Origin of the sequence: Variovorax sp. 3319, from assembly GCF_031456585.1 — a bacterium.
GTDB lineage: Bacteria > Pseudomonadota > Gammaproteobacteria > Burkholderiales > Burkholderiaceae_C > Variovorax > Variovorax paradoxus_P.
Map to the genome: position 1 here is coordinate 1 of NZ_JAVDUZ010000004.1, position 18,445 is coordinate 18,445.

Below are 18,445 nucleotides of genomic sequence, written 5' to 3' on the forward strand. Positions count from 1 at the left end.
ACACGGTCGAGGTGAGCCTGAATGCGCCGTTCAAGCTGGGTGCGCAGAAGCTGCGCTATTCGGGGCTGGTGCGCGCGCAGTGGAACCGCACGCCGTTGATGCCGCAGGACCGGTTTTCCATCGGCGGGCGCTACACGGTGCGCGGCTTCGACGGCGAGACGAGCCTGATGGGGGAGCGGGGCTGGGTCATTCGCAACGATATCGGCTGGGCCATTCCCACAGGTTCAGGACAGAGCGGGGCGGAGCTGTACGCCGGCGCCGACTATGGGCATGTGGGCGGGCGCTCGGCGGTGGATGGGCTGGGCCGGAGCCTCGCGGGTGCGGTCGTCGGCGTGCGGGGGCAGTGGAGCAAGTTGAGCTACGACCTGTTCATGGGCGCGCCGATCAGCAAGCCGGAGGGGTATCGCACGGCCAGGACCACGTTTGGGTTCAATCTGAATGCGGGCTTCTAAACCAAAAAGGGAGTACTAAATGAAAAAACAAGTGATCGCGAAGGCAGTTGCCTTGCTTGGAACCAGCGTACTGCATGGCTGCGGCGAGGCGGCAGTCCAAAGGGCATAACGCCTCAAGCGAGGAGTCGTTCTCTGGCCTCCCGGGCTAGAAGCCACAGTGCGGCGATTGCCGAGTCGCGCGACGCCATGCGTGTCGCAAACCCATAAAAACTTCAGACCTCATGTGTAAGTACCTCATTCTTCTCACCATCGCGGGATCTCTCATCACACCGGTGGTTCATGCACAGCCGAAGCCGGCGCCGGAGTGCCGCAGTCAGCAAGTCGAGAAATCGCGTGTCGAGATGTGCCTCGTGCGCGGTGCAGCGTTCCAGCACGACATCTACATGCTGCGCGTTGACGGTGCACCGATCTTTGCACTCATCGACGATTACGCCGAGCAAGTCGAACTGACGCATGCTCTTCCCGAGGGTCTCACCATCGAGCTTCCGCTGTCCCAACAAGGCGGTAAGGTCGTGAAGATCGTTGGCGGCTGTCTGTCCGAAAGCAAGGACGGGGCGGAAGTCGCCAGGGTATGTAACTTTCACTTGGGCAAGCACCATGTGGTCAAGGATCAGCGGTTCGAATTCCATTGAGAACGCGGGCGTTAATAGCGCCAAATGCTCGCCCCGAAGCATGGAAAACTCAGGAGACAAAGCGCAAGAGCTTTTCGTCCGGTCGAAGCCGGGCGCCGGTTGAAATCCGTTAGAGCCAACAGCATGAAACAGAGCGAACCTCTCTTGACAATCGATCCCGCCGCGAACGCAGGCCCAGAGCCCGCGAACACGCACGAGGCGCCACCGGCATGGGGCGGCCACGACTTCTACAACGTGCCTGCGATGTACGGCATCTTTCGCGTGGCCAACAGCTGGCGAGTCGACCTGAGCCGCGCGAGAACGCGGTTCTTGAGGAGCTTCGCCTTTAGTCGGTATGGCGGCGAGGCCATCGCACTGGCGTGCGCGCAAGCCTATCGGGACGAGATCGTGCGCAACCATCTACCGCCGGAGCGAAGCGCATTGGCGCAGAAACTGCGCATCACCAACAAGAGCGGCGTCTCCGGCGTGACCTTCCGTTTCAATGCCAAAGGCGAAATCAAGAGCTGGCACGCGATCACCCGCGTGAGCGCGGATCGTCTGCTCACCAAGTCCTTTACTGTGGGCCGCTACGGCGCAGCCCAGGCGGAGTGCTTGGCCATTGCGGAGCGCGAGAAGCAACTGCAGGCCATGAAAGGACTACGGAACGTTCATCCTGCCGAAGCACGCGTGAGGGAGACGACTCGGAAGGCGCCTGGCGCCAAAGCCACTGCGTCCAAGTCGAGACGAACGCTGCCCGAGCCCATTCCCGTCGTCGAGATTTTGAGAAAAAGCAACAGTTCGGGCACCCCCGGAGTCTCGTGCGTCAAGGACGCCGACGGGTCACCTCGGTACTGGCTAGCCAAGACGGGCGGAATCGATGGCACGAGCATCGCCGAATCGTTCTCCGTGACAACGCACGGTAATGAAAAGGCCCGCCTGCTCGCAATCAATGCGCGGCGAGCTCAGCTGAAGAAAAAGCACAGTTGCAGCTCACAGGCAGCGTGACCGGCAAGCCAGCCGCTATCGTCCAACCAACCATGCTGCTGTTATAGAGCGTCGGGACGGCTGACTTCACTGCAGAGGTCAATTCCGCAACCCCCGCCGGTACTGCACCGCCTCCGCCACGTGCACAGCCTGCACCGATTCGGCGCCGGCCAGATCTGCCACCGTGCGCGCCACCTTGAGTGCGCGGTGCGTGCTGCGCGCCGACCAGCCGAGCTTGGCCGCGGCGTTGACCATGAACTTGCGCGCTGCTTCGTCCAGCGCGGCGTGCTGGTCGATGGCGCCGGCTTGCAGCGCCTGGTTGGGGCTGCCCTGGCGCTGCAGCGCGAATGAGCGCGCGGCAACCACGCGGGCTCGGATGCTGCCGGTCGCCTCGCCGGCCGGTGCGCCCAGCAGCTGGTGCGCCGACACCGCGGGCACTTCGATGTGCAGGTCGATGCGGTCGAGCAGCGGGCCGCTGAGCTTGCTCTGGTAGCGCAATACCTGGTCGGGCGTGCAGCGGCAGGCCTTCAGTGCCGAGCCCTGGTAGCCGCAGGGGCAGGGATTCATGGCAGCAATGAGCTGAAAGCGAGCGGGAAACTCGGCGCGCCGGGCGGCCCGTGCAATGGTGATGGTGCCGGTTTCGAGCGGCTCGCGCAGCGCCTCGAGGGCGGAGCGCGCGAACTCCGGAAATTCATCGAGAAAAAGAACGCCGTGGTGGGCCTGCGAGATTTCACCCGGCCGCGGAGGCGAGCCGCCGCCCACCAGCGCCACCGCGCTGGAGGTGTGGTGCGGCGCCGAGGTCGGCCGGCTCATCCAGCGCTCGGTCGAGAAGATGCCGCCCAGGCTGGCAACGGCCGCGCTCTCCAGCGCCTCGTCGATGCTCATCGGGGGCAGCAGTCCGGCAAAGCGCTGCGCCAGCATCGACTTGCCCGAGCCCGGTTCGCCGACCATCAGCAGGCTGTGCCCGCCTGCGGCGGCAATCTCGAGCGCCCGCTTGGCGCTCGCGTGCCCCTTTACGTCGGACAGGTCGGCATACACGGGGGAGGCACCTGCCTCGGCGGCCTGGATGCGGGCCCAGCCGGCTGCGCCGGGCGGCTCGGCCGTCGCAGCCGGCTGCGCCGCGGCGTCTTCGGGCATGAAGCGCTGCACCACATCGAGCAGGTGCCTTGCGCCGTACACCTCGCCGCCGGGCACCAGGGCGGCTTCTTTTGCGCTTTCGGTGGGTAGCACCAGCCGTGTCGCGATGCCGCGGGTGTGCAGCGCAAGCGCCATGGCCAGCGCGCCGCGCACGGGCCGAAGCTCGCCTGAAAGGGAAAGTTCGCCCGCAAACTCGTGCCCCGCGAGGCCGGCAGCCTGGATCTGCCCGCTGGCCGCGAGGATGCCAAGCGCAATGGGCAGGTCGAAGCGGCCGGAATCCTTGGGCAGGTCGGCTGGCGCCAGGTTGACCGTGATCCGCTTGTTGTTGGGAAACTCGAGGCCGGCATTCTGTATGGCCGAACGCACACGTTCGCGCGCCTCCTTGACCTCGATATCTGCCAGCCCGACCAGCGTAAAGCTGGGCAGGCCGTTCGCCAGATGCACCTCGACCGTGACACTGGCTGCTTCCAGCCCAAGCAAAGCGCGGCTTTGCACCAAAGACAAGCTCATTTTTATTACTCTCCCCATTGTGGTGCGCCCGTTTTTGGTCGGGCTTGCGCACCGCGGGCCCCCGGAAGGGCACCGCACTGAACACTCTTGTAACTTTTCACCCGGATTGCGGAGGCCGGGGTTGCAGCCACGCGGCAGGAGAACGAGCACTTTGGCACGCTCCCTGCTATGAGACGGTGTCCCCCAACGATCCAACCAACTCCGAGGAGTCTCGATGATGCACCGTAATTTCGCCCAGGCAGTGGCCGTGGTCGCCCTTGCAGCCCTGCCGATGCTGGCGAGCGCCCAGCTCTCGGGGAATGTGGCCCTGACCAGCAACTACAAGTTCCGTGGCCAGGACCAGGACATGATCGGGAAGAACGACTACGCCAAGACCAAGGGCTTCAAGCCGGCCATCCAGGGCGGTTTCGACTACGCCTTCGGCGAAAGCGGCTTCTATGTGGGCAACTGGAATTCCAGCGTCAACTGGCTCCAGGGCAACAGCATCGAGAGCGACATCTACGGGGGCTACAAGTTCAAGGCCGGCCCGTTCGACATGGACGTGGGCGCGCTCACCTACATCTACCCGGGCAACTCCATCGGCAACACGACCGAGCTGTACGGCGCGGGCACCTGGGCCGACGAAGCCATCGGCTCGTTCACCCTGAAGTACTCGCACACGGTCTCCAAGGACTACTTCGGCTACGCGGGCTACAAGTCGGGCTCGGGCCTGAAGGGCCGCAACACCGGCTACCTGAACCTGGCCTACAGCAAGGAAATCATGCCCAAGCTCACGCTGAAGGCGGCCGTGGGCTACACGCACATGTCCAGCGACATCCGCAGCCTGGGCTACAAGAGCTACGTGGACTACAACGTGGGCGTGTCGTATGACTTCGGCAACGGCCTGGCACTTGCCGGCTCGGTGCAGGGCGCCAACAAGAAGAGCTCGTACCTGGCGCTGAGCAGCCCGGGCGTGGACCTTGGCTTCGGCACCTTCGGCGAGCAGTACTACTCGCCCAACAAGGCGCGCTTCATCGTTACGCTCAGCAAGACGCTGTAAGCAGAGTCACAAGAACAAAGGTGCGGCCCAAGCTGCCGCACCATCCATTCCATCCAAGAAGGAGAAAGTCATCATGAAGCTGGTCACAGCCATCATCAAACCGTTCAAGCTCGATGAAGTGCGCGAAGCACTGTCGGCCATCGGCGTGCAAGGCATCACGGTCACGGAGGTCAAGGGATTCGGTCGCCAGAAGGGCCACACCGAGCTGTACCGCGGCGCCGAGTACGTGGTCGACTTCCTGCCCAAGGTCAAGATCGAAGCAGCGGTGTCCGACGACCTCGTCGACCGTGTGATCGAAGCCGTCGAAGGCGCAGCCCGCACCGGCAAGATCGGCGACGGCAAGATTTTTGTCTACAACCTCGAGCAGGTCGTTCGCATCCGCACCGGTGAAACCGGCCGCGAAGCCCTCTGATCAGCCCGGAAAAAAACAACCATGAAAAAACTGCTTGTTTCTCTTGCGCTCGGCTTGAGCGTGCTCGCTGCCGGCACCGCCTCGTTTGCGCAGGCGCCAGCGGCTGAAGCGCCCGCCGCCACGGCACCGGCTGCAACCGCCCCGGCCCCCGCGGCTGCCCCGGCAGCTGCGGCACCTGCCGCCGCCGCTCCTGCTGCTGCCGAAGCAGCGCCCGCCGCGGCTCCCGCTCCTTCGTTCAACAAGGGTGACACCAGCTGGATGATGCTGTCCACGCTGCTCGTCATCATGATGACCATTCCCGGCCTTGCGCTGTTCTACGGCGGCCTGGTGCGCAGCAAGAACATGCTGTCGGTGCTGATGCAGGTGATGGTCACCTTCTCGCTGATCGTCGTGCTGTGGCTCATCTATGGCTACAGCCTGGCGTTCACCGAAGGCAATGCCTTCATCGGCGGATTCGACAGGCTCTTCATGAAGGGTGTGTTCGATCCGGCCACCGGCGTCTTCGCGCCCGGCGCCACCTTCAGCAAGGGTGTGTATATCCCCGAGCTGCTGTTCGCCGCCTTCCAGGCCACGTTCGCCGGCATTACCTGCTGCCTGATCGTGGGTGCCTTTGCCGAGCGCGCCAAGTTCTCGGCCGTGCTGCTGTTCATGGTGATCTGGTTCACCTTCAGCTATGCGCCGCTGGCCCACATGGTCTGGTTCTGGCTTGGCCCTGACGCCTACACCGCCGCCAATGTGGTGGATGCCAACAACGCCAAGGCCGGCCTGATCTGGCAGTGGGGCGCGCTCGACTTTGCGGGCGGCACCGTGGTGCACATCAATGCAGCCGTGGCAGGCCTGGTTGGCGCCTACGTCATCGGCAAGCGCGTCGGCTACGGCAAGGAAGCCTTCACGCCTCACTCGCTCACGCTCACCATGGTCGGCGCCTCGCTGCTGTGGGTCGGCTGGTTCGGCTTCAACGCAGGTTCGGCCCTCGAAGCCGGCACCAGCGCCGTGCTCGCTTTCATGAACACCTTTACCGCCACGGCCGCCGCAGTGCTCGCATGGTGCATCGGTGAAGCGCTGATGCGCGGCAAGGCCTCGATGCTGGGTGCCGCTTCGGGCGCTGTTGCAGGCCTCGTGGCTATCACCCCTGCCGCCGGCAACGTCGGCCTGATGGGCGCCATCATCATCGGCTTCATTGCCGGCTTCGCCTGCCTCTGGGGCGTCAACGGCCTCAAGAAGATGCTCGGCGCGGACGACTCGCTCGACGTGTTCGGCGTGCACGGTGTCGGCGGTATCGTCGGCGCGCTGCTCACCGGCGTGTTCAACACCCAGGCACTCGGCGGCCCCGGCCTCGTGGGCGACTGGGTCACGGCCAGCGTGGTGTCCAACGGCATCGGCGCACAGGTCTGGATCCAGCTCAAGGGCGTGCTGCTGACCATCGTCTGGTCTGGCGTGGTGGCGTTCATCGCCTTCAAGATTGCCGATCTCACCATCGGCCTGCGTGTGTCGGAAGAAGAAGAGCGCGAAGGCCTCGACATCTCCTCGCACGGCGAGACCGCATATAACAGGTAACCCCGAAGCAATAGGCAACCCCCCAGTCTTCGCGCACTTCGTGTCGCTTCGCCAACCCCCCTGCTGGGGGCAACACCAGAGGCCCGGCAAAGCCGGTTCCTCGGTGTTCCACGAAGGGGGCATACGAGGCGCGGGCTGCTTATAAGAACTACACGGATCTTTTTTTTCAGCGAGTCTCCTTTGGATGTTCAGCCCGCGAGCGCTTCGGCGCCAGCGGGCTTTTTTTTGTCTGCGGGGCGGCGGATGCACAATGCCGGGATCATGTGGACCACCCTCGAAGACAGCCTTTGCGAGCTCGGCGAATCGCCGTTCTGGCATCCGCACGAACGCTCGCTTTACTGGCTCGACATTCCGGGGCGCGCGGTGCTGCGCACGCGCGGGGAAATCGGCGCGCCGGGCGCCAAGGTGGAGCGTTGGCCACTGACCACCGAGCCGGGTTGCATGGCACCGGCGAAGAGCGGGGGGCTCGTGATTGCACTGCGCGACGGCATCTACCGCGCGCGCGAATGGGGCGGCGAACTGGTCGCGATGGCACGCGTGGAGCATGACGCGCGCACCATGCGCTTCAACGACGGCAAATGCGATGCGCTGGGCCGCTTCTGGGCCGGTTCGCTCAACGAGGCCAAGGACAAGGCCAATGCGGCGCTCTACTGCTTCGATGCCCGCACCGACACCGGTGTGTCGCCCACGTTGACGCAAATGGCCAACGAGTCCACCACCGGCAATGGCCTTGCGTTCTCGCCCGATGCCCGCACGCTCTACTGGGCCGACACTGCCGCGCATGTGGTGTGCGCGTGGGATTGGGATGCCGAGGCCAATTCGCTCTCGCGTGCCCGCGTGTTTCATCAATTCGAGCACAAGCCCCAAGGCTGGACCACCGACTCGCCCGTGCGCTACCAAGGCCGTCCCGATGGCGCGACGGTCGACTCAGAGGGCCACTACTGGGTTGCGATGTTCGAAGGGGCGCAACTGCTGCGCTTCGCACCAACGGGCGAAATCGTGGCCTCTGTCCCCGTTCCTGTCCAGTGCCCGACCATGCCGTGCTTTGGTGGTGACGACCTGAAGACGCTGTTCGTCACCAGCGGCCGCAAGGGACGACCTGCAGCAGAAATCGAGCGATTGCCGGCATCGGGCACAGTGGTCTCGATGCGCGTCGATGTGCCTGGTCTGCCTGTCAGCTTCTTCGAGGACTGAGGTGACCCATCCAGGGCGGCCGCTGATCGGCGGAACACCGGCAGCGTGCCCCGGTGCACAGGGCATCGGGTGCTCCCCGCAGCGAAATAAAGGAGGAGCCGAAGGCGGGGGACATTCGCGGAGGGGAGTACCCGGTGGCCTTTGCACACGCCCTGGACAGCAGCGGCAAGAACCACGCAAGAGCGGGTAAAGACAGTGGCCCTCCAGCACATCCCACCCATCCAGTGCCTCCTGACCTTCGAAGCCGTGGCCAGGCTGCGCAACGCAGGCCGCGCGGCGGACGAACTGTGCGTTACGCCCAGCGCCGTGAGCCACCGCATCCGGCAACTCGAATCGCACATCGGCTTCAAGCTCTTTGGCCGCAGCGACTTCAGCCTTACGGCCGACGGCGCAGCCTATCTTGCCAACGTGCGCACAGGCCTTGCAGCGCTGCAGGCGATGCCCACCGGCAGTGCGGCGCAGCAGCGTGCCACTCGCCTGCGCATTGCAGTCACGCCCACCTTCAGCCGGCAGTTCCTCATGCCCCGGCTCGAACTGTTCCGCAATATCTATCCGGACATCGAGCTCGTGCTGCAGGTGTCCATTCCACTGCTCGACGTAACCGCCGAGCAGGCCGACCTTGAAGTGCGCTACGGCACCGGCGCATACGCCGACTGCGAACATCGGCTGTTGCTCGAAGAAGAAGTGGTGCCTGCGTGCAGTCCGAGCTTCCTCAATGAGTTCGGCCCGTTCGACGGCTTTCGAACCGCCGCCGAGATTGCCAGCGCGCGGCTCATTCGCAGCCCGCTCGAACCCTGGAGCACCTGGTTCGCACGCTGCGGCATCGACCAGCCCGAGCCGCATGTCGGCTCCCAGTTCAATGACCTGGGGCTCGTCTACGACGCTGCCGCCAGCGGCTTCGGCGTGGCGCTCGTGCGCCTGAAAATGGGCGCCGCGTGGTTCGAGTCGGGCAGGCTGGTGCCGCTTTCGGACCGGCCCGTGCCCTCGCCGCATCGCCACACCATCTGCTGGCAGCCCGGCACGCTCGACCGTTGGGAATGCGCGGCCTTTGCCGACTGGCTCGTGCAAAGCCTGCGCTGAAGAAGAGAAGAAAACACGCCGAGCGGCAAAGTTCTTTCAAGCGGCGCGCAAAAAAGCTTCAACCCGGCGCCGCCGCATTTGCGTAGAGTGCGCTACACCACGAGACAGATCCGCCCGACAAAAGAGGCTTGCCCATGAACGCGCCGCTTACCGCCGCCCAGCACGATTCGCTGCAGAAAACCGAACGCCAGTCGCAGGTCGTGCGCGCCCTGCAAGCCCACCTGCCGGCGCACGCGCTCATCTGGCACGCAGAAGACACCACACCCTACGAATGCGACGGCCTCACCGCCTACCGGCAGCGCCCGCTGGTGGTGGCGCTGCCCGAAACCGAAGCCCAGGTGGCGGCCGTGCTCAAGACCTGCCACCAGCTTGGCGTGCCGGTGGTGGCGCGCGGCGCCGGCACCGGGCTTTCGGGCGGGGCCATGCCGCACGCGCTTGGCGTGACGCTTTCGCTCGCCAAGTTCAGCCGCATCTTGAAGATCGACCCGGTGAGCCGAACTGCCGTGGTTCAGTGCGGTGTGCGCAACCTTGCCATCAGCGAGGCGGCCGCGCCTTTCAACCTTTACTACGCACCCGATCCGTCGAGCCAGATTGCCTGCACCATCGGCGGCAACGTGGCCGAGAACTCGGGCGGCGTGCATTGCCTGAAATACGGCCTCACGCTGCACAACGTGCTGCGCGTGCGCGGCTTCACGGCCGAAGGCGAGGCCATCGAGTTCGGCGGCGAGGCGCTCGACGCCCCGGGGCTCGACCTGCTCGCGCTGGTCGTCGGAAGCGAAGGCATGCTGGCCGTGACCACTGAAGTCACGGTCAAGCTCGTGCCCAAGCCGCAGCTCGCGCGCTGCATCATGGCCAGCTTCGACGACATTCGCAAAGCCGGCGATGCGGTGGCCGCGGTCATTGCCGCGGGCATCATTCCTGCGGGACTCGAAATGATGGACAAGCCCATGACCGCCGCGGTCGAAGACTTTGTCCGCGCGGGCTACGACCTGGATGCGGCCGCCATTCTGCTGTGCGAATCCGACGGCACGCCCGAAGAGGTGCAAGAAGAAATCGGCCGCATGACCGCCGTGCTGCGCGGCTGCGGCGCCACTGCCATTGCGGTGAGCAACAACGAAGAAGAGCGCATGAAGTTCTGGAGCGGGCGCAAGAACGCCTTTCCGGCATCGGGCCGCATCAGCCCCGACTACATGTGCCTCGACTCGACCATTCCGCGCAAGCGGCTCGCGGACATCCTGCTCGCCATTCAGCAGATGGAGCAGAAGTACAACCTGCGCTGCTGCAACGTGTTCCATGCGGGCGACGGCAACCTGCACCCGCTGGTGCTGTTCGATGCCAACGACCCCGACGAGCTGCACCGCTGCGAACTCTTCGGCGCCGACATTCTGGAGACCAGCGTGGCCATGGGCGGCACCGTATCGGGCGAGCACGGGGTTGGCGTTGAAAAGCTCAACAGCATGTGCGTGCAGTTCACCGCGGCCGAAAACGAACAGATGTTCGGCGTGAAGCGCGCCTTCGATCCGGCCGGCCTGCTGAATCCCGGCAAGGTGATTCCCACGCTGCAGCGCTGCGCCGAATACGGCAAGCAGGTGGTGCGGGGCGGGCAGCTGCCGCATCCCGATTTGCCGCGCTTCTGAAAAACAAAAAAGAGACCATGGAACAAGCCCTCAGTCAGCTCGTCGAGCGCATCCGCGCCGCGGCCGCCGACGCCACGCCGCTGCGCATTCGCGGCGGCGGCACCAAAGACTTTCACGGCGAAGTGCTGCAAGGAGAAATCCTCGGCACCGCTGCGCTGACAGGCATCGCGAGCTACGAGCCCAGTGAGCTGGTCGTTACCGTGCGCGCCGGCACGCCGCTCGCCGAACTCCAAGCCGCACTGGCCGAAAAAGGGCAATGCCTTCCTTTCGAGCCACCGCACTTCGAAACCGGCGGCACCGTGGGCGGCATGGTTGCGGCCGGCCTCAGTGGCCCTGCGCGTGCGAGCGTGGGTGCAGTGCGCGATTACGTGCTCGGTGCCACGCTGGTCAACGGACGCGCCGACGTGCTCACCTTCGGCGGGCAGGTCATGAAGAACGTGGCCGGCTACGATGTTTCTCGCGTGCTCGCGGGTTCGCTCGGCACGCTGGGCCTGATCGCGGAGGTGAGCCTGAAGGTGCTGCCCGTTGCCCCCGCTGAAGCCACGCTCGCGTTCGGCTGCAGCCAGGCCGATGCCCTGCGCCTGCTCAACGAGTGGGGCGGCCGGCCGTTGCCGCTGAATGCGAGCTGCTGGCTGGAAAACGCCGGTGCCGGCACTTTGTACCTGCGCCTGCGCGGCGCGGTGGCAGCGGTGGAAGCCGCTTGCGCTCACCTGGGCGGCGAGCGGCAAGACAACGCAAGCGCCGACTCATATTGGCAATTGCTGCGCGACCAGCAGCACCCCTGGTTTACCGGTGACGATGGCTCTGCGGCGCTCTGGCGCCTGTCAGTGCCGCAGACCGCCCCGGTGCTCGCCATGGACGGCAGCGCACCCCTCGTGGAGTGGCATGGCGCACAGCGCTGGTACAAGGCGCCGCCGGAAGATGCAGCGCGAATCCGCGCCATTGCGCATGCGGCAGGAGGACACGCCACGCTCTTCAGGCTGCCCGCTTCGCACACGACGGATGCAGCGATTCACCGCTTCGACGCCATGAGCGCCCCGGTGGCCCGCATCCACCGCGCGTTGATGCACGAGTTCGATCCGCAGCGCATCTTCAACCGCGGCCGGCTCCTCGCCGCTGAATAAAAAAGCAACCGACACCTTTCCGCGATGCAAACCGAACTCGCCCCTGAATTCCGCGACACCGACGAAGGCCGCGAGGCCGAAGCCATTCTGCGCAAGTGCGTGCACTGCGGCTTTTGCACCGCCACCTGCCCCACCTACCAGCTGCTCGGCGACGAACTCGATGGCCCGCGCGGGCGCATCTACCTGATCAAGCAGGTGCTCGAAGGCAAGGAGCCCACGCGCAGCACGCAGCTGCACCTGGACCGCTGCCTCACCTGCCGCAACTGCGAAAGCACCTGCCCGAGCGGCGTGCAGTACGGCCACCTGGTCGACATCGGCCGCAAGATCGTCGACGAGAAAGTGCCGCGGCCCGCCATGGAAGCGGCCACGCGCTGGCTGCTGAAGGAGGGCCTGCCGTCGCCGCTGTTCGCGCCCGCAATGAAGCTCGGCCAGGCGGTGCGCGGGCTGTTGCCCGATGCGCTCAAGGCCAAGGTGCCCGCCAGGCAGGACGCAGGTGCCTGGCCCACCGCCACGCACGCGCGCAAGGTGCTCATGCTCGCGGGCTGCGTGCAGCCGTCGATGATGCCCAACATCAACACCGCGACGGCGCGCGTGCTCGACGCGGCGGGCATCCAGACCGTGATCGCCCAAGAGGCGGGCTGCTGCGGCGCCGTGAAGTTTCACCTTAACGACCAGGAGGGCGGCAAGGCGCAGATGCGCGCCAACATCGACGCCTGGTGGCCGCAGGTCGAACGCGACGAGGTCGAAGCCATCGTGATGAATGCCTCGGGCTGCGGCGTTACGGTGCGCGAATACGGGCACATCCTGCAGCACGACCCGGCCTACGCGGCCAAGGCGGCACGCATCAGCGAGCTGACGCGCGACCTGAGCGAACTGCTGCCCTCCCTGGTGCCGGCCCTGAAGGCGCGTGTGCGTGCCCCCGAGGGCGTGGTTGCCTACCACCCGCCGTGCACGCTGCAGCACGGCCAGAAGCTGCGCGGCGGCGTCGAGACGCATTTGCGCGCGCTGGGTTTCGACGTGCGCGTGGCCATGAACGAAGCTCACCTGTGCTGCGGATCGGCAGGCACCTATTCGGTGCTGCAGCCAGAGCTGGCGTATCCGCTGCGCGACCGCAAGCTCGGCCACCTGCGGCAATTGCAGCCGAGCGTCATCGCTTCGGCCAACATAGGCTGCATCACGCACCTGCAGAGCGGCAGCCAGGAAACCCCCGTGCGCCACTGGGTGGAACTGCTGGACGCCGCCCTGGCAGCGGCCTGATCGCACACCGAAGAGCGCCCTGGTCCGACTCGGGCGGAAGCTGCTTGCGCCGCATCATGGCGGCACCGATTTTTCCAGGAGCAAGCCTCATGTCTTCCGTTCAAGCTTTCATCGTCCAGGCGAACTTGCGGCGTGCCTTGCTGGCGTTTGCCTGCGCGGCCGGTGCCCTTGGGGCGCAAGCGCAATCCGCCATGCCGCAGTGGAAGGGCGAAGGCCCGGTGCGCTATGTGTGCGGCGGCATCGGCTCGGACGAATCCAACGCCATGCGCGCGGCCATGAAGGAGCATCCGCTGGCCCTTCTTTTTGCGCGCTCCGACGGCGCCTACCTGGCGGACGTACAAGTCGACATCAAGGGCGCCGGTGGCGCGCCTTCGCTGGCGTTGCGCGCCAGCGGGCCGGTCTGCCTGGTCGATTTGCCTCCCGGCCGCTACACGGTGGACGTGGCCACGGCAGGCGGCAGTGCCCAGAGCCAGTCGGTGACGGTGGGCGGCAGCCCCAAGACCGCCAGCTTCCGCTTCTGACCCGGCCTCAGCCCGCCGCCAGCGCTGCTTCGATGTCCGTCGCGAGCGAAGCGGGCGTGTCGAGCGGCGCATAGCGCTTTTGCACTTTGCCGTCGCGCCCCACCAGGAACTTGGTGAAGTTCCACTTGATGGCGGTGCTGCCCAGGAGGCCCGGCTTCTCCTTGGTGAGCCACCGGTAGAGCGGCGCGGCGCCGCTGCCGTTGACGTCGATCTTTTCCATCATCGGAAAACTCACGCCGTAGTTGGTGGTGCAGAAGGCGCCGATTTCCTCGTTGGTGCCCGGGTCTTGCGAGCCGAACTGGTTCGACGGAAAACCCAGCACCACCAGGCCCTGGTCCGCATACTTTTCATGCAGCGCCTCCAGGCCTGCGAACTGCGGCGTAAAGCCGCACTTGCTGGCCGTGTTGACGATCAGCAGCACCTTGCCCCGAAAGTCCGAGAGCTTCACGCTCTTGCCGTCGATCTGCCTGGCTTCGAAGTCGTAGATGCCGGTCATGCGCATACCTCAGGTGGTGGGAGACGAAAGGCGATCATCGCCCTGTGCGGGCGTTCGTGCAAACGCCGACCACACAGCCGCCAGCACGATCAGCGCGCCGCCGGCCAGGATGCGCGGGCTCATGTCGGCCGCGCCCAGAGCCACCGACGAAACGCTGGCGAACAGCACTTCCGATAGCATGATGACCGCGGTGGCGCTGGCCGCCATCCGCGCCGCACCGTATTGCAGGCAGAAGTTGGCCACCACGAAGCCCACGCCCAGCAACGCGGCCCATCCGATCCAGCCGGGCTGGGCCGACAGGGGAGAGACAAACGCACCGAGCAGGGTGCCGGTGGCCGCGGCAATGCCGGACACCAGCGCGCAGCCGCAGAACATGGCCAGCGCGCGCGATTCACCGGGGGCGCCGTGCAGGTGGCGCAGAAGAATGTTGGTCACGGCAAAGCTGAAGCCGGCCGCCACGCCCAGCCAGTCCGGCAAGCTGGAAGGCACCGGCCAGTCGACCCCCGGCGCCTTGAGCACCACCACAACGCCGACAAGCGCCAGCGCCACGCGCGCAAGCGCGCCTGCAGTGGGCCGCTCGCCCAATATCGCCCAGCCCAGCAGCACGCTCCACAGCGGCATCAGGTAGAAAAGCAGCACCACCCGAACCACGTCGCCCTGCGTGACGGCCCAGTTGAAGCCCAGGTTGGTAAAGCCCGCTGCAAGGCCCAGCGCCACCAGCATCGGAAACGCCGCAAAGCCGCGCCAGACATGCCGGCGAAAGAGGCCCATTGCGAGCGAAATTGCTACGTAGACGAGGCAGGTGGTCCACACCGGGTGCAGCCCATGGCTTTCGATGTGACGGAACGGAAACCACGAAACGCCCCACACAAAGGCGTTGAAGATCAGTGCGAGGGCAGCCATGGTGGAGGATTTTTCGTGGAACACCGTGGAACCGGCTTTGCCGGGCCACCGGTGTTGCCCCCGGTGAGGGGGTGGGCGAAGCGACACGAAGTGCGCGCAGCCTGGGGGAGATCAATGATGCTTGTCGCTACGGGCGATGGCGAGCAGGTGCTCGACTTCTTCGGGATATTTGCGCAGGTTGTGATGATGCCAGCGCTGGATGATCCACATGCAGCCCGCCACCACCCCGCCGAAGGCGCCAATGGCCGCATAGGCCGACAGGCCCAGCCCGGTGCAGGCGCTGTAGAAGCCGCCAAGCAGCAGGATGCAGGCCTGTTCGTTGAAATTCTGCACGGCAATGGAACGGCCGGCGCCCATCAGGTTATGGCCGCGGTGCTGCAGCAGCGCGTTCATCGGCACCACCAGGAAGCCGCCCAGCCCACCCAGCAGAATGAGGAACGGCACGGCGATCCACACGTTGCCGATCAGGTTCATGCTGATCACCAGCACGCCCATGGCAACGCCCATGGGAATCACGCGGGTGGCCATGTCCAGGCGCATGCGCATCGAAGCGACGATGGCGCCCACCGCCATGCCGATGGTCACCACGCCGGTGAGCGCCGTGGCCTGCGTGGTGTTGTAGTTGAGCGCAAGCGAGGCCCAGGCCAGCACGATGTACTTGAGGTTTGCGCCGGCGCCCCAGAAGAGCGTGGTGGTGGCAAGCGAGATCTGTCCCAGCTTGTCGCGCCACAGGCGTGCATTGCAATGCCAGAAATCGGGCAGCAGCGAAAACATGTTGCGGACCAGCCCGTGCTCGGGGTTGGCGCGCAGCGGGCGCATCTCGACGCCGGTGTGCGGAATGCGCGTGTTGAACCAGGCTGCCAGTGCGTAGACAAAAATCAGCACCGCAATGGCCGCTTCAGCCGGCGAATCGATGCCGGTGTCGATGAGCGGAATGTCGAACGCCAGCAACCGTGTCGACACCGCGTGCCCCACCAGCGAGCCGCCAAGCACGATGCCCAGCAGAATCGAGGCGATGGTGAGCCCTTCGATCCATCCGTTGGCTTTTACCAACTGCGAAGCCGGCAGCAGCTCGGTCAATATGCCGTACTTGGCCGGCGAATAGGCCGCGGCGCCAAGCCCGACGATCGAATACGAAAGCAGCGGGTGCGAGCCGAACAGCATCATCAGGCAGCCGATCACCTTGATCGCGTTGCTGATGAACATGACCCGCCCCTTGGGCAAGGCATCGGCGAAGGCGCCCACCAGCGGTGCCAGCACCACATAGAAGACGGCGAAGATCGGCACCAGGGCCGCGCGCTGCCATTCGGCCGCTCCCGCGCTGCGCATGAGCTCGACCGCCACGACAAAGATCGCGTTGTCGGCCAGCGACGAAAAGAACTGGGCCGACATGATCGTGTAGAAACCGCGCTTCATCGATGGACTGGCTGGCCAGTAGGTGCTGGCAGTAGTGAGAAAGTGTCGCGTCTTTTTGGCGAATGGGCGGTTATAGCATGGGGGTAAGACTGCGAAATCAGCGTTCCCACCCTGGACGGCCCGACGCGGGAAGATGCTAAAACCCAACTATTCACCAACCGACGTCTCCCATGCCGCGTCCCATCCTTGCAAGCGTCCATACCGCCGCACTTCGCCACAACCTCGACCGGGTGCGCCGCGCCGCCGTCGATGCCCGTGTCTGGGCTGTGGTCAAGGCCAATGCCTATGGCCATGGCATCGAACGGGTGTATGAGGGCCTTCGCGGTGCCGATGGATTTGCGCTGCTCGACCTGGCCGAGGCAGAGCGCGTACGCGCACTCGGCTGGCGCGGCCCCGTGCTGCTGCTCGAAGGCGTGTTCGATGCACGCGACCTGGAGCTTTGCTCGCGCCTCGACCTGTGGCACACGGTGCACTGCGACGAGCAGATCGACATGCTCGCGGCCCACAAGACGCTCAAGCCTCAGCGCGTGTTTCTCAAGATGAATTCCGGCATGAACCGCCTGGGCTTTGCACCCGAGCGCTTCGGCTCGGCCTGGACGCGCCTCAACGCGCTGCCGCAGGTCGACGAGATTTCGCTGATGACGCATTTCAGCGACGCCGACGGCCCGCGCGGCATTGCGCACCAGCTTGAGGTGTTCGAGCGCGTCACGCGCGACCTGCCGGGCGAGCGTTCCATTGCGAACAGCGCCGCCACCTTGCGCCACGCCTCCCAGGCCCGCGGCGACTGGGTGCGCCCGGGCATCGTGCTGTACGGCAGCGCACCCGACTTTCCGCAGCACGACACCGCGCATTGGCAGCTGCAGCCCACCATGACGCTCGCGACCAGGCTCATCGGGGTGCAGCAGCTGAAGGCGGGCGACACCATCGGCTATGGCTCCAACTTCACGGCCGACGGGCCTCTCACCATCGGCGTGGCGGCGGTCGGCTATGCCGACGGCTATCCGCGCCACTGCAACACCGGCACTCCGGTGCTGGTGAACGGCGTGCGCACCCGTATGGTCGGCCGCGTGAGCATGGACATGATCACCGTCGACCTCACGCCCGTGCCCGACGCCAGGTTTGGCGCCGAGGTCACGCTGTGGGGCCGATCGGCCTCGACCGGCGCCGTGCTGCCCATCGACGAGGTTGCACAGGCCGCCGGCACCGTCGGCTACGAGCTCATGTGCGCGGTGGCCCCGCGCGTGCCGTTCGCTCCCGCCGACGAATGAAGGTTCTTTCCAACTGGCGCTCGGTGCGCCTCTGGGAAACGCAACTCGAGCGCGACCTTCATCGCAACTACAGCCTGCGCACGCACGGCATCCTGATCGGCACCTTTACGCTGCTGCTGATGTGGGGCGTGTCTGCGTTGCAGATGCATGTGTTCGACGTGCAATCTCTGGCGGTGCGCTATTTGCTCACGCTGGGCGTGGGGTACCTCGGCTACCTGCTGGTGTTGCGCTGGTGGGCCAAGCGGCTGGTCGAGCGCCGCAGCGTCGACTTCGACGTCGATGTACCTGATCTCGACCTCGGTGGCGGTTCGCACAATCATCCATCCGGCACGGTCACCGCTGACGAGGGCGGCGTGCTTTCCGATGCGGCCAGCGGCGCGTTCGAGGTTGCGGGCAGTGCCGACGAAGGCGCCATCATCGTGGTGCCGGTGGTCGCCATTTTCCTGATCTGCGTGGCCGTCGTACTCGGCGCCGGTTCGCTGGTGCTGCTCTACTTCAGCTGGGATGCGCTGCTGGCCGTGGCCATCGAAGTGGCGTTCTCGTACGTGTCTGCCCGGGCCGCGGTGCGCGTGGCGCGCGAGGGCTGGCTGATGGCGGCAGTGCGGCTGACCTGGAAGCCGCTGCTCGGGGCCGTGTTGTGCGCGGTGGTTTTGGGCGCGGTGCTCGACCGCTTCATGCCCGAGGTCAATTCGCTGCCCGAGGCCGTGCGGACCCTGCTGAAAAAGCACTGAGTGCGTTTCCGGCTGCGGTCACTTGTCGCACTGCACACAAACGCGTGAATTCTTCAGGGCGCTCGCCTGTCGGGCGCCCCTCCGGCCATGACAATTCCGGCCGGAGGAAGAACTGT

Annotated in this window: 18 protein-coding genes; 14 read left to right on the forward strand and 4 right to left on the reverse strand. The window is 65.6% G+C overall.

All coding sequences use genetic code 11. From position 1 onward, the window contains the following. From J2X67_RS09590 to J2X67_RS09600, 3 genes are all read left to right on the forward strand, one after another. A partial coding sequence (locus J2X67_RS09590) for a ShlB/FhaC/HecB family hemolysin secretion/activation protein (protein WP_309952531.1) occupies window positions 1-452 on the forward strand: 452 nt, incomplete at its 5' end. 221 nt (window positions 453-673) lie between these two features. Continuing rightward, window positions 674-1,084, forward strand: coding sequence for a hypothetical protein (locus J2X67_RS09595; RefSeq protein WP_309952534.1), 411 nt, complete (start codon window positions 674-676; stop codon window positions 1,082-1,084). 123 nt (window positions 1,085-1,207) lie between these two features. Continuing rightward, complete coding sequence (locus J2X67_RS09600) at window positions 1,208-2,068, forward strand: AP2 domain-containing protein (RefSeq protein WP_309952535.1); 861 nt, start codon at window positions 1,208-1,210, stop codon at window positions 2,066-2,068. 78 nt (window positions 2,069-2,146) lie between these two features. Here the strand turns inward: J2X67_RS09600 and J2X67_RS09605 are convergent, their stop codons facing one another. Continuing rightward, window positions 2,147-3,694 (reverse strand): YifB family Mg chelatase-like AAA ATPase, encoded by a 1,548-nt coding sequence (locus tag J2X67_RS09605; RefSeq protein WP_309952537.1) that lies wholly within the window; start codon window positions 3,692-3,694, stop codon window positions 2,147-2,149. Window positions 3,695-3,908: 214 nt separating this feature from the next. Between J2X67_RS09605 and J2X67_RS09610 the strand changes: the two genes are divergently transcribed. The 9 genes from J2X67_RS09610 (at window position 3,909) to J2X67_RS09650 (ending at window position 13,515) form a co-directional block, all read left to right on the forward strand. After that, complete coding sequence (locus tag J2X67_RS09610) at window positions 3,909-4,733, forward strand: TorF family putative porin (RefSeq protein ID WP_309952538.1); 825 nt, start codon at window positions 3,909-3,911, stop codon at window positions 4,731-4,733. Window positions 4,734-4,806: 73 nt separating this feature from the next. Then, window positions 4,807-5,145 carry a P-II family nitrogen regulator gene (gene glnK / locus J2X67_RS09615; protein WP_007833403.1) on the forward strand — a complete coding sequence of 113 codons (339 nt, stop codon included), beginning with the start codon at window positions 4,807-4,809 and terminating at the stop codon, window positions 5,143-5,145. A gap of 21 nt (window positions 5,146-5,166) precedes the next feature. Further along, window positions 5,167-6,702, forward strand: coding sequence for an ammonium transporter (locus J2X67_RS09620; RefSeq protein ID WP_309952540.1), 1,536 nt, complete (start codon window positions 5,167-5,169; stop codon window positions 6,700-6,702). A 261-nt stretch (window positions 6,703-6,963) separates the two neighbouring features. Continuing rightward, window positions 6,964-7,896: an SMP-30/gluconolactonase/LRE family protein gene (locus J2X67_RS09625; protein ID WP_309952542.1), complete on the forward strand. Its 933-nt coding sequence runs from the start codon at window positions 6,964-6,966 to the stop codon at window positions 7,894-7,896. Window positions 7,897-8,091: 195 nt separating this feature from the next. Then, window positions 8,092-8,976: a LysR substrate-binding domain-containing protein gene (locus J2X67_RS09630; protein ID WP_309952543.1), complete on the forward strand. Its 885-nt coding sequence runs from the start codon at window positions 8,092-8,094 to the stop codon at window positions 8,974-8,976. A 134-nt stretch (window positions 8,977-9,110) separates the two neighbouring features. Continuing rightward, window positions 9,111-10,613 carry an FAD-linked oxidase C-terminal domain-containing protein gene (locus tag J2X67_RS09635; RefSeq protein ID WP_309952545.1) on the forward strand — a complete coding sequence of 501 codons (1,503 nt, stop codon included), beginning with the start codon at window positions 9,111-9,113 and terminating at the stop codon, window positions 10,611-10,613. Between the two features lie 17 nt (window positions 10,614-10,630). Next, on the forward strand, window positions 10,631-11,737 hold the full coding sequence (gene glcE / locus J2X67_RS09640) for a glycolate oxidase subunit GlcE (protein ID WP_309952547.1): 1,107 nt from the start codon (window positions 10,631-10,633) through the stop codon (window positions 11,735-11,737). A 24-nt stretch (window positions 11,738-11,761) separates the two neighbouring features. After that, window positions 11,762-12,994, forward strand: a complete 1,233-nt coding sequence (glcF, locus tag J2X67_RS09645) for a glycolate oxidase subunit GlcF (protein ID WP_309952548.1) — start codon at window positions 11,762-11,764, stop codon at window positions 12,992-12,994. 89 nt (window positions 12,995-13,083) lie between these two features. Then, entirely contained in the window at window positions 13,084-13,515 is a 432-nt protein-coding gene (locus J2X67_RS09650; RefSeq protein ID WP_309952549.1) for a carboxypeptidase regulatory-like domain-containing protein, read from the forward strand. A gap of 7 nt (window positions 13,516-13,522) precedes the next feature. On the opposite strand, the gene J2X67_RS09655 is transcribed toward J2X67_RS09650, so the two are convergent. From J2X67_RS09655 to lplT, 3 genes are all read right to left on the reverse strand, one after another. Continuing rightward, complete coding sequence (locus tag J2X67_RS09655) at window positions 13,523-14,011, reverse strand: glutathione peroxidase (protein WP_309952551.1); 489 nt, start codon at window positions 14,009-14,011, stop codon at window positions 13,523-13,525. Between the two features lie 9 nt (window positions 14,012-14,020). After that, entirely contained in the window at window positions 14,021-14,914 is an 894-nt protein-coding gene (locus tag J2X67_RS09660) for a DMT family transporter (protein WP_309952553.1), read from the reverse strand. 111 nt (window positions 14,915-15,025) lie between these two features. Continuing rightward, entirely contained in the window at window positions 15,026-16,330 is a 1,305-nt protein-coding gene (gene lplT, locus J2X67_RS09665; RefSeq protein WP_309952554.1) for a lysophospholipid transporter LplT, read from the reverse strand. A 170-nt stretch (window positions 16,331-16,500) separates the two neighbouring features. Here lplT and alr point away from each other — a divergent pair, with 170 nt between their 5' ends. Continuing rightward, window positions 16,501-17,598: an alanine racemase gene (alr, locus tag J2X67_RS09670; protein ID WP_309952556.1), complete on the forward strand. Its 1,098-nt coding sequence runs from the start codon at window positions 16,501-16,503 to the stop codon at window positions 17,596-17,598. Continuing rightward, window positions 17,595-18,329: a hypothetical protein gene (locus J2X67_RS09675; RefSeq protein ID WP_309952558.1), complete on the forward strand. Its 735-nt coding sequence runs from the start codon at window positions 17,595-17,597 to the stop codon at window positions 18,327-18,329. Before alr ends, J2X67_RS09675 begins: the two co-directional genes overlap by 4 nt. The last annotated feature ends 116 nt before the right edge of the window (window positions 18,330-18,445 follow it).

Excerpts from the sequence above, each read along its gene's own strand:
- J2X67_RS09595 (WP_309952534.1), top strand. The coding sequence starts at position 674 with ATGTGTAAGTACCTCATTCTTCTCACCATCGCGGGATCTCTCATCACA.
- J2X67_RS09600 (WP_309952535.1), top strand. The coding sequence starts at position 1,208 with ATGAAACAGAGCGAACCTCTCTTGACAATCGATCCCGCCGCGAACGCA.
- J2X67_RS09605 (WP_309952537.1), bottom strand. The coding sequence starts at position 3,694 with ATGAGCTTGTCTTTGGTGCAAAGCCGCGCTTTGCTTGGGCTGGAAGCA.
- J2X67_RS09610 (WP_309952538.1), top strand. The coding sequence starts at position 3,909 with ATGATGCACCGTAATTTCGCCCAGGCAGTGGCCGTGGTCGCCCTTGCA.
- glnK (WP_007833403.1), top strand. The coding sequence starts at position 4,807 with ATGAAGCTGGTCACAGCCATCATCAAACCGTTCAAGCTCGATGAAGTG.
- J2X67_RS09620 (WP_309952540.1), top strand. The coding sequence starts at position 5,167 with ATGAAAAAACTGCTTGTTTCTCTTGCGCTCGGCTTGAGCGTGCTCGCT.
- J2X67_RS09625 (WP_309952542.1), top strand. The coding sequence starts at position 6,964 with ATGTGGACCACCCTCGAAGACAGCCTTTGCGAGCTCGGCGAATCGCCG.
- J2X67_RS09635 (WP_309952545.1), top strand. The coding sequence starts at position 9,111 with ATGAACGCGCCGCTTACCGCCGCCCAGCACGATTCGCTGCAGAAAACC.
- glcE (WP_309952547.1), top strand. The coding sequence starts at position 10,631 with ATGGAACAAGCCCTCAGTCAGCTCGTCGAGCGCATCCGCGCCGCGGCC.
- glcF (WP_309952548.1), top strand. The coding sequence starts at position 11,762 with ATGCAAACCGAACTCGCCCCTGAATTCCGCGACACCGACGAAGGCCGC.
- J2X67_RS09650 (WP_309952549.1), top strand. The coding sequence starts at position 13,084 with ATGTCTTCCGTTCAAGCTTTCATCGTCCAGGCGAACTTGCGGCGTGCC.
- J2X67_RS09655 (WP_309952551.1), bottom strand. The coding sequence starts at position 14,011 with ATGACCGGCATCTACGACTTCGAAGCCAGGCAGATCGACGGCAAGAGC.
- J2X67_RS09660 (WP_309952553.1), bottom strand. The coding sequence starts at position 14,914 with ATGGCTGCCCTCGCACTGATCTTCAACGCCTTTGTGTGGGGCGTTTCG.
- lplT (WP_309952554.1), bottom strand. The coding sequence starts at position 16,330 with ATGAAGCGCGGTTTCTACACGATCATGTCGGCCCAGTTCTTTTCGTCG.
- alr (WP_309952556.1), top strand. The coding sequence starts at position 16,501 with ATGCCGCGTCCCATCCTTGCAAGCGTCCATACCGCCGCACTTCGCCAC.
- J2X67_RS09675 (WP_309952558.1), top strand. The coding sequence starts at position 17,595 with ATGAAGGTTCTTTCCAACTGGCGCTCGGTGCGCCTCTGGGAAACGCAA.